This is a genomic window from Nitrosovibrio sp. Nv6, from assembly GCF_900110495.1.
GTDB lineage: Bacteria > Pseudomonadota > Gammaproteobacteria > Burkholderiales > Nitrosomonadaceae > Nitrosospira.
The window spans coordinates 1-13,891 of sequence record NZ_FODX01000010.1; the positions used below are offsets into that span (position 1 = coordinate 1).

At 50.7% G+C, this 13,891-nt stretch carries 11 protein-coding genes; 2 read left to right on the top strand and 9 right to left on the bottom strand.

Features of this window, described 5'->3' with window-relative positions; all coding sequences use genetic code 11:
- Positions 1–39: 39 nt before the first annotated feature.
- Together BMX66_RS14425 and BMX66_RS14430 are read right to left on the bottom strand one after the other, a co-directional pair.
- A complete protein-coding gene (locus BMX66_RS14425) occupies positions 40–2,415 on the bottom strand; it encodes an AAA family ATPase (protein ID WP_121169289.1) in 2,376 nt (791 codons plus the stop codon).
- Positions 2,416–2,445: 30 nt separating this feature from the next.
- Complete coding sequence (locus tag BMX66_RS14430; protein WP_090883436.1) at positions 2,446–4,275, bottom strand: DUF262 domain-containing protein; 1,830 nt, start codon at positions 4,273–4,275, stop codon at positions 2,446–2,448.
- Between the two features lie 428 nt (positions 4,276–4,703).
- Here BMX66_RS14430 and BMX66_RS14435 point away from each other — a divergent pair, with 428 nt between their 5' ends.
- Together BMX66_RS14435 and BMX66_RS14440 are read left to right on the top strand one after the other, a co-directional pair.
- On the top strand, positions 4,704–4,952 hold the full coding sequence (locus BMX66_RS14435; RefSeq protein WP_090883439.1) for a helix-turn-helix domain-containing protein: 249 nt from the start codon (positions 4,704–4,706) through the stop codon (positions 4,950–4,952).
- The gene (locus BMX66_RS14440) at positions 4,939–6,321 is read left to right on the top strand and encodes a hypothetical protein (RefSeq protein WP_090883441.1); all 1,383 of its coding nucleotides are present in this window, start codon (positions 4,939–4,941) and stop codon (positions 6,319–6,321) included. The genes BMX66_RS14435 and BMX66_RS14440 overlap by 14 nt, the downstream gene beginning before the upstream one ends.
- A 22-nt stretch (positions 6,322–6,343) precedes the next feature.
- Here BMX66_RS14440 and BMX66_RS14445 read toward each other — a convergent pair whose 3' ends face one another.
- From BMX66_RS14445 to BMX66_RS14475, 7 genes are all read right to left on the bottom strand, one after another.
- The gene (locus BMX66_RS14445) at positions 6,344–7,834 is read right to left on the bottom strand and encodes a DNA methyltransferase (protein WP_090883443.1); all 1,491 of its coding nucleotides are present in this window, start codon (positions 7,832–7,834) and stop codon (positions 6,344–6,346) included.
- A gap of 3 nt (positions 7,835–7,837) precedes the next feature.
- A complete protein-coding gene (locus BMX66_RS14450; protein ID WP_090883556.1) occupies positions 7,838–9,010 on the bottom strand; it encodes a DNA methyltransferase in 1,173 nt (390 codons plus the stop codon).
- Between the two features lie 884 nt (positions 9,011–9,894).
- Positions 9,895–10,254, bottom strand: a complete 360-nt coding sequence (locus BMX66_RS14455) for a lysozyme family protein (RefSeq protein WP_255398979.1) — start codon at positions 10,252–10,254, stop codon at positions 9,895–9,897.
- A 9-nt stretch (positions 10,255–10,263) separates the two neighbouring features.
- On the bottom strand, positions 10,264–11,604 hold the full coding sequence (gene trbL / locus BMX66_RS14460) for a P-type conjugative transfer protein TrbL (RefSeq protein WP_090883445.1): 1,341 nt from the start codon (positions 11,602–11,604) through the stop codon (positions 10,264–10,266).
- A 4-nt stretch (positions 11,605–11,608) separates the two neighbouring features.
- Positions 11,609–11,821 carry an entry exclusion lipoprotein TrbK gene (gene trbK / locus BMX66_RS15730; RefSeq protein ID WP_158593430.1) on the bottom strand — a complete coding sequence of 71 codons (213 nt, stop codon included), beginning with the start codon at positions 11,819–11,821 and terminating at the stop codon, positions 11,609–11,611.
- A 10-nt stretch (positions 11,822–11,831) separates the two neighbouring features.
- Positions 11,832–12,590 carry a P-type conjugative transfer protein TrbJ gene (trbJ, locus tag BMX66_RS14470; protein WP_090883449.1) on the bottom strand — a complete coding sequence of 253 codons (759 nt, stop codon included), beginning with the start codon at positions 12,588–12,590 and terminating at the stop codon, positions 11,832–11,834.
- 12 nt (positions 12,591–12,602) lie between these two features.
- The gene (locus BMX66_RS14475; protein WP_090883451.1) at positions 12,603–13,889 is read right to left on the bottom strand and encodes a TrbI/VirB10 family protein; all 1,287 of its coding nucleotides are present in this window, start codon (positions 13,887–13,889) and stop codon (positions 12,603–12,605) included.
- Positions 13,890–13,891: the final 2 nt, after the last annotated feature.

Below are 13,891 nucleotides of genomic sequence, written 5' to 3' on the forward strand. Positions count from 1 at the left end.
ATGAATGATAACGTCCTTTATCATTCATGTTCCTAACCTTTACATCCCACGTGTCAGGCTAATAACCTTACGACAGAAACCTTTCAGCTCATCACCGGTTGTTTCCTCGAACGGGTTTCCTTCCACTGCCGCATGGTTGTCGACACGGGAATATTCGTTGATCTCCCTAAGGTCGTCGAGAGCGCCCCTGTAAGGATGCTCAGTCGGCGCCTTATTCAAAATACGGGTAATTTCTTCTAGACTTGCGGCTTCATGGAAGAGGCTCGGGTCGCCTTTTCGGTAAAAATCTTCACAGACTGTGCGCAACCTAGTCCGAATGTAATTCGGGGAGTGCGGTTCTCCTTCAAGAAATTCTTCTATCTCCCCTCGTTCAGTGACGTGCCGTGCCTGGGTTGCGGTCTTAATATCGAATGGAGCAAGCGTAGTTATACCTGGCGCCCCAGTTTGGAGAGCTATGGATTTAATGGAACTCTGATCGACTTTCTCCCACAGTAGACGGAGAAAGTTTTTGTCATGCGAAAGAACAATTGTTTGTGCAGCAAGTCCACAAAGTTTTCTAATCTCATTAGCAGTAAACTGCCGACGAAAATTGTCTAGGCTAGTGAAGGCATCATCAAGCACGACAATCGTGTCCTTGAGCGCAGGGTCTGCGTTTATCTTCGCCAAGAAAAGAGCTAGAGCAAGCGTGGACTTATCCCCAGTGCTCAACGTATTCCTAAAGCTCGGTTTATCTAACGTCTCCGAAGGGCTACGAGGTGGCACGGGTACATTATTTATTAAGATTTGATAGCTAGCTGCTGGTTCTTTGCCCCGATAATCAGGCTCTTTGTAATCGATTTTAAACCCAGCATTAAGTCGCAATAGATACGCGTTGATAGAAGTACCTAGCTTGCCAGTAATCGAGCGTCCATAATCATCAAGCTCTTTGCGGGTGGCTGCCTTCTCCTTCGCAATAGCTTCTTTTCGCGCCTTAATAGCATCAATCCTTGAGATTAACGCAATTACATCGAGCTCATGACGACGTTTCGTTGCCTGGATTACCTTTAACTCGGTCTCGAGCCGTGGTAGATCGCTTGGGTCGATTGAGTCCTTTAAGGTTTTAATGCGAGAAGCATACACATTGAGTAATCTATTAATGTGCCCGACTACATTTCTTCCTTTTTCCCATGTCGACAGTGATGCCTCCGCCTCTTTTCCATCTATAGCTTCCGTCAGATGCGCCTGCTTGTCCTGAAATAAGACGTCGAGTAGCACTGCGGCTTCTTCCATCAGGAGTATTACGCCTCTCGCGTCCCCAAGATCAGGTGGTTCAAGTTTTCCTGCCTCGCGCCAATATGTAAAGTTCTTGTCATTCTGTTCAAGTAGGCCCTCAATCACCTTCCGAAAGTCGCCATTTTGGTACTTAGCAAATGTCTCGCGAGTCTTCTTAATGGTGACGGAAAGCGATTTGTAGGCATCGCTGAAAAAATCTTTGTAGGCATCGACTAGCATATGTGCCGTGAAGAATTGACCGCAGAATGGGCATTTGCCACTGTTAACAAAACCTGTTCCAGCTTCCAGCCACCCTTCAAGTGAGGTATCACTTTTAGGTGCAGTACATTCGTGTTCGGCAATATGGACACGCACAGCTGCCAAAGCGCTTTCAGAAATCTGGTCGATTTCGAGATTCAGTAACTCCCGAAACTTTTGAGTCTCCGTTGGTATCGGCAAGAGTTGCGGTTCAGCCGCCGCTTTAAGTTCCTTGGACCGTCGGACTCTCTGTGCTTGGGCATCCTTGGATGCAATGACACTGTCAATGTCATCCCGATTTCCCAGGGCGAGAAAATCGCCAAGTCTCATAGCAGGTGGCGCGATAGTTTTGATAATTATATTGAGTTCTGATTCCGCAATCCGAAGAACGCTGTTGAGCTCACGGTTTTCGTCGTCAAGAGCAACGATCCGCTTAAGGCGCCCAACGCCCTCTTCACCGAGCACTAGGCCATACTGGTTTTTCAGATGATCGGCAGAGACTATATCGCCAGAAAAGACGTTTTCATTGATGAAAAAACTATCGTAGATTGCAATCCGTGGTTTTATACCGGTCCAAGCACCGTCTCGGAAAACCGTTTGTTGGGTGTCAATGGAGAGAACAGCTTTTTGGTCAGGACCACCGGCTAGAGTCTTGCGTCCCAAAATAATGCTAGGATTATTGGTGGTGAGTGATCGAAGAATATCTGCAACTGTTGACTTGCCCCACCCATTTTCTCCGAAGATAAGTGTGCATGAGCCAAACCCTGCATCCTGCATCGGATGTGCTTTTTCGAAACGTCCTATATTCTGGATATATATAAATCCGTGTAACATTTTGCAATCGTTTTTGTTATCTATCGGAAGTTCATATTTTTTCGGCGAGATAGCTTGCTGGTACTCTACCAAAGCTTACTTAACCCTCTGTTGAGCAATGAATCATGTATTCACCTCCCGTAACAGGTCGTCCGGGCGCCAGATGTGCTCGGCAATCTGGCGATAAAGCTCGCTACGTTCCTCAAGGGCTGCTTTATTAAACTTTGCATAGGGCTTGAACGGGAGGTGGTTTTCATTTAGAAAACGCAGAAAACCGGGATTGCGCTCATAACACTGCGGGTGTAGCGAGCGTGCCAACAGATTTTGCGTATTGTAGTGCGAGAGCTTCTCCTCGTAGGTCGAGTCGCCATAGCTCGCGTTGAAACTCTTAGGGAGCAGCAACAGCCCACCGATTCGATTGCGGTGTTCAGCGAAATCTGCCGGATGATGAAATTCCGGCTCGTGTCGCTCAGGGTGATCTGCCCAAACGTGTTCTACTTCGTACCGACCTTTTCCCTCGCTTACATAGTCAAGGTACCGCGACGGCTGACCCGACCGCGTTTCGATGTAATCCGTCAAGCGGGCAAGAATTCGGTGTAAAGCATAACGATTCTGTTGGTGAATACGAAGATGTTCGCTACTAGCGAAAGTTTCCTCTTCTCTGTCGAGTATTTCATGCAACCTTTGCGCGAGCTGCCCTGGCGCGAGACCACGAATGTCACGCATGACAAGGAACATGGCATACTGCATCGTCGAGTAGGCGATGCTGCGAAAGTTCCATAACCGCCACGTTAGTAAGATATCTAGAAAGCGGGCAACCAAGCGCAGTTTCTTGTCTATCACGTCGGAATTATCCGCGGGGTGGAGCGGCGCGAGCAGAAGCAGATACTGCAGTGTGAAGCCGTGCTGTGCGTTGTACAGCACATATTCCAGGCCCGGTATTCTCTGCTGAGATGCTGCCATCAAGCGCAGGTATTGGCGGCTATAGAAGTCGAAGTCACGAATGATAAAGCGGTAGAAATCGTCATCTTGCTTGAGGCCGATGGATGCGCCCTCATCGCGTAGCCAGCGGTGAAACTCAGTACCAATACGGTCGAAATTCTCGGGTTGCGCACCTTTCCTGCGCTCGCGTATCTTTGTTGCGTACTGGCTACGTAGCCAGACCTTGAGGCAATCAGGTTCTACTTCTTTCCCTGCATCATTTAATTCCTGAATGCGTTTACGCCAGTGGATGCTCGCTGCGGCACGCTTGGCAGTATCCTCGATATTGGTCAACAGGTAGCCCTTGAGCATGTCCGTTGGGCTAAGCGAGAGCCCGCGGTCGTTCATCGTCTCGAAAATTGTGTAAGCGTCATCATCAGAGTAGGCGGTAATCTCGACGAGATGCACGTTATCCATCAGCCAATCGATGAAGTAAGGCAGGGCGGTTTCTCGGAGCTCATTCTGGAATATCTCCTCTAGATCCTGGTAGCGCTGGTAAAGGTTTTGTACTGACTCGGGGTTGCCCTGCAAACCAAAAGATTTTCCCTCGTATAGCGCTTCCATAACCGGCGTACGCTCCTCGACATGCAGGTTAAAGGATTTCTGGCCGTATTTTTCGGAAACGATCAGGTCATCCACGTTAACCTGCTCTGTGCGACCCTTTTGGAGCGTTCTAAGCAAGATCAGAAGCAACGTAAGGCTGGTTAATCGCTGCTGGCCATCCACAACATAGCTGACGTGCTCCCTCTTGCTGATGATGATGGAGCCGAGGAAATAGTGTGAGTAGTCAGCGACTTTCCTGCGCTCATGTGCAGGATCGTACTCTTCCAAAAATTTACCGGTGAGGTCTTCGACAAGCTCGCGGATCTGCTCTTTTTGCCATTTATAATCACGCTGATAATAATCAATCGAATACTTGACGCCTCTGAGTAGTTCGCGGACAGTTCTTGCATTTCCAATAATCTCTCTCATCCTATTGCCCCCACTCAAATAATGCCGCAGCTTATATATTTTAGGCTTTATAGATGAGCTAACAATTGGACTAAGGTACAACCTGCCAACGAGTATGGGATTCCAAAATCTAGCCCCGGGGCTCTCAAAGTAGCCTTCCCGACCTATATATTTATATAACGTGGTTTAGGGTTTGAGCATTGGCGAAGGAACGAGCGTCAATCGCAGTAGAATGTAGCCTAGTTTTAGGCCGACTGCTTCTCAGGACATAAATAGCCAATATGGACGTTACGGTAATATGCCAAGCGGTTTTTGGATTCAATGTGATGAGCCACCAACTCCCAGCAGCTCACTAAAAGCAGCCCTTCAGTAGCATAATCGCTACTTAGAGTCTGTCGATGTAAAGTCATCAGTCGGAAACAATTGGACTCCAATTCATAGTTCCGACAATGCCCAGAAACCCCAGTCCCTCCTTGCGAGCAGTTCTAGCGGAAAATCTTCGTAAGTTCCGAAAAAACAACGGTTATTCGCAAGAAAAGCTGGCCGATCTTTGTGATCTTCACCGAACTTATATTGGTTCGGTAGAGCGCGAAGAACGCAATGTTACTTTGAACACCCTCGAAGTGCTTGCACACGCGCTCAAGGTCAGTGTCCCGGAACTGCTTACTCGGGGACACGACCAGAATGAGATACCTTGATACTGGATCGCGACTGGCGAGTGAGACGCTCGCTGCGTGGTTTGAACCGGTGCTCAATGAGGAAATTGTAGAGCTACGTCTCCAGACCGGTTTTTTTTCGCTCGGTGGTATGGGGCTTCTTGTACCCACTTTTAATCGTAGCGTACAGAAGAACCTACCAACCAAAATTCTCATTGGATCAAACGATGGGGATACTCTGCGAGATGACATGGCCGGTCTTGTTCAATTGTTAGGTATCCCAAGAAATGGCGCACAACTAGGTGTCATCAGTTTTGGCAACGGATATTTCCACCCAAAAACGTATTACGTTAGGCGCTCAGACGGATCAGAGGCTGCGTATGTCGGCTCAGCCAACCTCACGGCATCCGGTTTGGCCTGCCATGTTGAGGCTGGTATTACACTTGACACGAGGGAAGGTGATGATCCACGCCTCCTGTCACAAATAGCGGCGGCAATTGAGGCTTGGTTCGCTGAAAAACGACAAGGGCTGACTCTTGTTGCTGGAACCCACACGCTTGATGAGCTTGTCGCGTCGGGTGTGCTGGCTCTCGCCCGCCCACCACGCACAGCCTCTGTTAGCGGTGAAGGGTCAGGAGGAGGAAGGGCTGCACCACCACGCTTGCAGCGGTTAATTACACTGCCATCTGTACAGATAAAGCAAAATCCAATAGCCCTGCCAGCAACTGCCGCACAGCCGACTGTGCCCCCCATTCCTCCTGCTGCGCCGGTTACAAATATTCACTCAGTTCGAAAACCTGGCCTTCCAAAATATTTTCTTTTTGATCCCACTGCGACATCCCCTACTTCGGGAACAAATGCGCTATCAGGGACGCAGCTGCCAGGGGGCGTGAACGGAATCGTTATAAAGCTCACGAAAGATAGCGCCCGACATTTTGCCGGTAAAACTGGCACTGCAAACATCACGCTGCCTGTTGATACAGTGGAGACCCTGCGTTTTGGTGTAGGTGGGAATTGGAGCCGTCCATGGGCCGAGGTCAATCTACGAGCACGTTATATTGGGAATGGCGGAACCATATCGTCTACACTTACGCCTGCTAGCGTACAAGCTTATGGGTATATTTCCGGGGAAACGTCAAGTCAGAACATTAGACTTGGGGTATTGACGCCGGCAACCAGTAATATAGTTCAGCAGACAGCTAGTAACGGATGGAAGGCACCAGTGCCAGGAGATTTGGCACTACTGGAGTGGCCCGTTCTAGCAAATCCAATATTTCTGTTGACTTTTATGGAAAAGCCTTCAGCGCTATATGCAAATGCTGAAGCCCTTATGCTTGCCGCAACGTCTGCAGGACAGCTCGTGGGTAAAAGTGCGTGCTGGTTGCCTCCCGGACTATCTCCAGCTTGGTAGAGACCCTAACCTGCTGGAGCTATTAAGTAGCGGCCCGCAGAATAACCAATGATTCTGTGCTTGTTGCATTGTTCATGTGCAAGCCATAACGCTGGTAGGCTTGTAGCGAAACTGTCTCGACATGCTGCCAGCCTCTCGTCGTTGCAATTCTCGCCAAGTGTTCGGGGGTATTGATGTCAAATCGCTTACCGTTTAGTACCGTGTGATTACCTCCCACGATTAGACCAAATGGGGCGTTCGGCTTCACTAATTGACTGACTGAAAAAAACGCATCAGCCATGTTTGCAAAGTAACGGTAGAGCAAACGAGGAACGGCTTGTCGGCGGAATCCATCATTCTCACCAAGAGTGTTCTGTAGACGGATGCACAGCGCTGATTCTTGTTCGGGCAACATGGCATCGTTAGCCTCAAGCGCCTCTAAAAGCGCTTTCTTACCTTTCCCCCGAATCTCTCGACTACCAACTAATTCAGACTCCAAAGATAAAATATCCGAGGGACACAACAAATCGAGCCAAACAAGGCTCAATCTCTGTGTGTCGATGTATGGCAGGGCCATCGCATAAGGGGGACTTGTCAGTGCAAGATCAAACGTCCCTTGACGAAGGTCTGGATGGTTTTCTGCCTTCTTGCAATCAACGTTAACAGCTTTCGAGTGCGCTTCGATAATACCAAGTGTTTGCTGAGCATCATAGAGCCGTGTGCAAAAAGCGCGAACTGCCTCTTCGTATGCATCAAAAAAACTCTTGTCTGGGAATGGAGACTTTCTACGACGAATACGCAGATCATGGGGTTCCTGCAAGGAATAGTCACGCAGCAGGTTAGATGCAATGGCTAAGAGTACAGAGGTGTTTTCCCCTCCATTGACGTCTATTGCTAACCGCAAACGCTCCATATCAGACAGGTATTCAAGGGGGAACCATAATTTAAGGTAATCACCACGCTCGCCCTCTAGTGTAGGTTCTGTCCGCAAACGCTTGGCGGCAATAAGGCTAAACTTGGCATTGTTAAGCAAGCTTTCCGCTGGAATTGTCAGTGATTTCAACTTTGCAGTTGCAAGAAAAACAGCCAGGGGGTTGATGTCAGTGCCCACAGAATTGATACCTAAATGCGCACACTCTACCAACGATGTTCCACTTCCACAGAAGGGGTCGAGTACAAGTTGCCCAGGATGAGCCCCAAAAATATTCAGCATAGCCTTGGCTACCTGAGGATTGAACTTACCTTTATATTCATGCAGCCCATGCGCTGAGTACCTGGTGGATTGGCGGTTAACACCATTACCATTTACTCGCTCAAGTAGATTCTGTTGTGTAGCTACCGGTTCTCCACCAGCAACCGTAGAATTTGCAAAGTAAACAAGCCTGTTCACCAACTCTGGATGTAGAGGATGGTCAAGATGGATAGTGTGCCCTTCGGCGTGGATTCCAGCGGGATCAAGTAGGCTCTTGATTTCTCGGAGAGCCAAGTCTTTTTCGTAAGGATAGTATTTGTAGCGGTGCCAATAAAGCTGCATTGTTTAGTTCTTTTGAAGCACAATAATCGTTTCGGTCTTGATGTTCGCATGTGACAGGTTGAAGGATTTGCGAGTGGCACTTATTACACGTTCAAAACGTGAAACTGGTTCCAGCCCAATCTCCGTTGCAACTTGGTGAATGATGTTGCCATTGTTGATGATTTGCCCATGAATCTTTGAACGGCCCACAACAAAGCAGACGAAACCGCCTTTCACCAACACGTTGTCAATTAGCTCAAATGCACCCTTCATTTGATGAACAAACAGATCTGCGGTATGGGGATTTTTCTTGAAAAAGTGCGCTCGTGCACCGATCTCTTTTTCTTTGACGGAAATTGGATCGAAACCCAGCCACCACATGCGATACTTGTGATAAAGCCAATACTCATACGCATTTGGGTAGGGGGGCGAAGTTACGACCAGACCGACACCCATCCCGATTTCAGAAGGCTGAACTTCAAGCGTATTGGCTTCAAGTACGCTAGCCGTAGGTAATCCCCATAAGCGTTCTAGAAGTGCTCGTTCTAATCTGGCTGCGGCGGTAGCGAACATATCGAAAACATCACCGCGTGCAACCTTCTTTTCGATAGCGGCGTATCTGGTATCACTGTCTTGGTTCGATACCCGAACCAAAATGCTTGAAAGAGCTGCTCTGAGTTGATCGAGCCATGAAGCATATGCCGGTTCCGCCATTGTTTGCGCCAGTGCACCGACGGCAAGCTGTATCTCAGGCTTGAACCAATGGTTAATATTCGGGATGTCAGGTGGTGGCAGCGAATGAATATTGCGAGCCTTGGAAATGATCTGCTGAACGATGTCAGCAAATCCCTCTGGTAACGGAGCGGTCTTAACCCGTGCGATAAGGCAAGCAATAGGGTTCAAGTCTATACCTACGCTGGGCAATCCCGCGCGCTGCGCCTCCATCAGTGTAGTTCCTGAACCGCAAAACGGATCAAGCACTGCTGTGCCGGGCGGTATTGGAAGAGCGTCAATGAAGGCTCGGGGAATATCGCCAATGAACTTTGCCGGATAAGGATGTATTCCCTCAATAGCAGCGGCCTTGGATCGCTGTGAAAAACTCCAGTCAATACGCTTCAACCGCCTGTCGAGAGAAGCGGAAATTGCGTCAAGCGAATGAGCTTTCACGGCAAGATCACTGAGGATGTTTGTTTCCATTGAAATGACCTTTCTCAAAACCACCGCGTGGTTTGCTTGCATCGAATTTAATACGGGATAACGTAAGACCGCCTTCGGCCACGTTCCCCCATGAGGGCAGCAATAACTGCCGAGTGTCGCAACTTGCCCTTGAACGGCGTAATTGGTAATGGAGTTTATAAGCCTTGTAGGACTCCCCCGGTTTGCCCAGCCTTGGCAAGCTGCTGTCGTTGGAGTGACTTCAATATTTCTTCGTAAGCCATAAAAGATGTGACAAAAAACCTCCTCGTTCTTGGAACTTATTGATCTGATTTCTCTTAGGATTCTGCATAAAGCGTCCAGCAAATGATGGCAATATCTTCGGTAGGGCATTCTATGGCTATTTCATCTTGTTCGCGATCATATCTAATGAGTTTTCTCCGCACATTGAATGTCTTCCATTCGCAAGATGTAATAACAAGCTGAAACCCATCCTTAGGGGTCCCTCCTTGTGGCCGCTGCCATCGGCTTAACGTACTTTGCAATCCGTTTTCTGAGACGATCCCCTTAAAGGGCTCAAGAAGTTTTAAAGAAAAATCTCAAAATGGCTTGGGCAAGGCTGAAAGCCGCGTCAGGAAGGCTCATGTGGTGCAGTCCGGGTGTGCCTGTGGGCAATCCCTGTGGGGAAGCCTGTGGGCGGGGATCTATCCGTCCATCAGGTTATCCATAGGGTTGTCCATGGGACGAGCGATAGCGAGATTGTCTTACCGCTTCACAGGTGAAGCCGTAACCTCATAGGTGACAAAACGGGCATCAAGCCATTTTGTCCATTTTGCAGTCTTTCGTATCAGATCGGCCCTCCTATGCGAACGCAGCAAGCGCATAGCTAGCCGCAGTAATAGAGGATAACCGAGGGCATATCTCGGTTACGCTGCGTTAAGGTGCGGCGTGGCTAAGTGGTAGTTGGCGGCTTTCGTCCACAGGTCGCCCTTGTCGTTTTTGATATGCATCCTGAGCCGCCACACAGCCAGATCATACGCATAGCACCCGGCTTGCTCGACATGGCTTGCGGTAATGCCGAACCGTGCCAGGTCGGATAGATACGCGGCATTGAACTGCATCGGACCTACATCGTAGGTATCGTTCGGGCTGCGCACCCACTGCCCTGCCCTTCCACCCTCCTTCTCAGCCACAGCCAGGACGATATTTGCCGGCACTTCATATTTCACTGCCGCCCTAATGGAGCAGATGATTCGCTCCTGAATGTGTGGCGGTAAATTAGCCATTGCTATGGCTTATTTGCTGTTCACGAAAGCTTCGGTTTCAGCTTCCTTGTCCAACGTCGTATCCGTGGAACTGGCAAATTTGTTCCCAGTGAATTCAGGTTGTTCCATGTTGGCGCGAATCGCTGAGGCGACTTTTCCGCCTGGAGTTTGGCTAACGCGGTCTCCAGTACCGGCGACCTTTGTCTTCACAACGTCCATACTGCCTTTTGCAAGATGCGATCCCATGTCAGCTGCAAAGCGCGCGCCTGCCCCCATCGCCTGTCTCAGACCTCCATGGCCACCAGATGGGGAACTCCCGCCGCCCTGCCCTCCGCTGCTAAACATCCCTCCCCCGCTTTCCATATTGCCTTGCGCAGCATCGAACGCTGCCTTGATTGCCGAGGCCCCGCCTGCGACATTAGTTGCCGAGGCCATAGTCATGGCTGCTGCCATGCCGCTTGCCACCGCCACTGCGCCCACAGCAGCGCCGGCACCGATATTGCCTATCCCGCCCCCTCCTCCACCACCGCCAACAATACCGGCCAGCATCGGCGGAATTTTGTTGACGAGCACGAACAGGATGATAGAGACCACCATCATAACGCCCATTTCCTTGAGGTTAAGCCCCCTGCTCATCTGCAAATAATAATCATCCAGGAAGGTCTTGCCGATACCTACCAGCAATACCATGGCAAAGAGGGATACCGCCACGCCGAATACGGTTTTGTAGTAATTAATCGCTATCTCGGAAGTCCAGCGTGACCCGCCAAAGCCCAGGAAAAAGATGCCCGCGTAAGCCAGTATCCAGCCGGATACCAGCAATAGCACCATGTTGATGCTGATCAGGGCTAGGATGATGAGAATGACCGCGGCCATGATAATGCCGGTCATGCTGTCGATAGGTGCGCGAAAAGTGGATTCGTCCAATGCCCGATAAAAAATATGAAAGCCGACATCTACTATGCCTGATGGAGAAAGCACGTCCCGAAGGCCGCTGGCCTCAGAGCCGATCTGCTTCAGCGAATCAATGATCGAGGTAGCAAAGGCAGGGCCGTTGACTAGCAGCCACCAAAAAAACCCCGTAAAGACGGTAAAGCGGATAAATTCTGCGAAGAATTCGCCTATATCCGCCCGCCGCAATGCCATCAGGCCGAATGTCCATACCATACTGATTGTCACCAGCAGCCAGAACAACCAACTGGCGCGCTCAGTGATTATCGCCGCCCAAGCTGATGCAGCCCCCTGATAACGGGCGAGAATGTCATCCAGAACGTTGGTGTTGTCGATCGCTGCATGCGCTTGTAGCGAAATAAGCATCAACCCCAACAACAGCGAGAATGTGATGGCTTCTACCGAAATCAGCTTTCTCATGACATCACCAACTCTTTTTCTTGCTCGGCTTATATCCTTCCGGCAGGCCATTCGGACATTCCTTGAGTAATGCGGCTACTTCGTCTGGATCACTAGTCCATGCCAATTTAGCGCAGGCGGGATTGGATGCTTCTACCTTCTCTGGCTCCTTCGTGCCGCATCCGCCCAACAAAAGGGCAATTAACGTGACCATGCTCAAAACGTTTATTTTTGTCATCTTCCCTCCTTTACCATGCGCGTGGCGCGCTGTGCCGAAATGTACCTGCTCTAGCTTGCACGGCAGCGGCGGCCTGTTGCGCTTCAATATCCGCCAAAGCGGACTGCCGGGCCGCTTCCGCATTTTGTTGAGCAATCAATAGGCCGCGTATCTGCATCAACTGACTTGCCTGATTGCTGGCGAGCTGATTGGCGGCCTGTATCGCCTGCATTTGGCCTTGGGAGGTTTGCGCAGCGGCCTGCAAAGCCGTCAGTCGTCTGGCATCCGCTTCGAGTTCCTGCTGTTGCAAGTCAAGCCCACGGATCAAGGCATCGTTCGCCCTTTTCTGTGCATCGGAACTTAAGGTTCGATTCTGAAACAGCGCGTTTCGCTCCGAATCCGGACAACCGTTAATGCCAAAGCACGGTGAACTCATGTAGTAGGATGAGTTCTGGTACCTATACAGATAGCCGTCAAGATTGCCCGCCTGGTTCTTGTAGTAGTTGAGCGTGTTCACCGCCCCCAGGAGCGCCATGTTGACGCGCTCAGCCTGGTTCCAGACATACGCTGCCGGCGCCAGCGTATTTTGAATCATGTTTTCGTACTGCATCAGCTGGAGCTGGTACTGCTGGATCATCTTCAGCGTCTGGTTCACCCCCTCCATTGCCGACACAGCTGTTTGCTTCAGGTTCGCGGCATCGATGACCGGCATGCCGCCCGCCGCTGCCGGTGCGGACGCGCCAAGGCTCATTACCACCATTGCCGCAAGAATTCTTGGGGTTGTTTTCATTTAACGCTCCCTTTAATAGTCGAACGCCTGGTAGGGCTTGCTGAAAACCATATCCTTGGTGACGGTGACGTTGAAACGGTAGCCGGGGCGAATTTCGAGCGTCGGTGATATGTTGAGATTCTTTGAAATCAGTTGCGAAGTCACGCGGCCCAATTGCTGCCCCAGGGCCGCACTCAATACGCTGTTCGTCGTTGGCGCACCAAAGGTACCTGCAATCTGATTGCGGCTTTGGCTTAACGCGACCCCCGCCGTGATTGCCGACATAATCAGTGCGGCACCGAACAGTCGAACGTAGTGATTGTTGACCTGATCCGAGAACCCCGCATAGCCCGCGCCACTTGAGCCTGGCATGGCGCCGATATCCATCGTCTTGCCATCCGGGAATACCAGGCGCTGCCATGCAACCAGTAGGTTTGCCTGTCCATAAGCCACATCGCTCGCATAGACCCCTTCGAGCTTGGTGCCTTGCGGCACCAGCAAATGCTTGCCCGTGGCCGTGTCGTATACATCCTGGCTGACCTGCCCAAAGATTTTACCCGGAAGCGTGGAATTGATGCCACTGATCAGCGTTGCGGGAATGACGAAGGTGGTCTGCACGGTATAGGGAGAACGCGGCGGGAGCACGCGCGAATCGAGCTTCCATTTATCCCCCTCCCCTCCCTCAAAATCTTCGTAGGTAGCCCTGGATTTCGCTTGCTGGCCAGACTCGCTTTGGCGCAATTCTTCGCTGTCTTCCATATCCTGGCTGGTGCCTATACCCGCTTTCCTGAGTTGTGCCAACCGTTCCTTGTAAACCGCTGCAGGGTCCCCGCTAGCTGGAAGGCCAGCCGGACGCACATTCGCGGCATCAGGCGCGGTACGCCCGCGTGGTGGTGCCATTTGTACGCCTGTTTTCGCTTTTAATGCCTCTTCGAACTGCTGTTGCTTCATCTGCCGGATACGCTCCACGTCAGCCTGATGCTGCGACGCTGCCAGGCCTGGCGGGGATGGCGGCGGCATATTGGGATTATCGGCGCGAAAATCGTCTTCCTCCGGAAGAGATGGACTTGACGCGGCAATAATGCCGTCTTTGCGGTCCCCCGCAAGTTCCGTAGCGAACAACGCCGTGTTGCCGCTGCGCTTGACCGTATCCGTTTCTCGTTGTTTCGTATTGCTGCGATCCATCGCAACCAGCGCCATGATCCCCAGGAAAAGAACCACTGCCACCCCAATTAGATAAAGGGGTAAATTATTGACGCGGCGCACGCCGCCGCTTGGCACTTGGAGGGGGGGAGTTGCCGGAGACATGGGATTGCTCATCT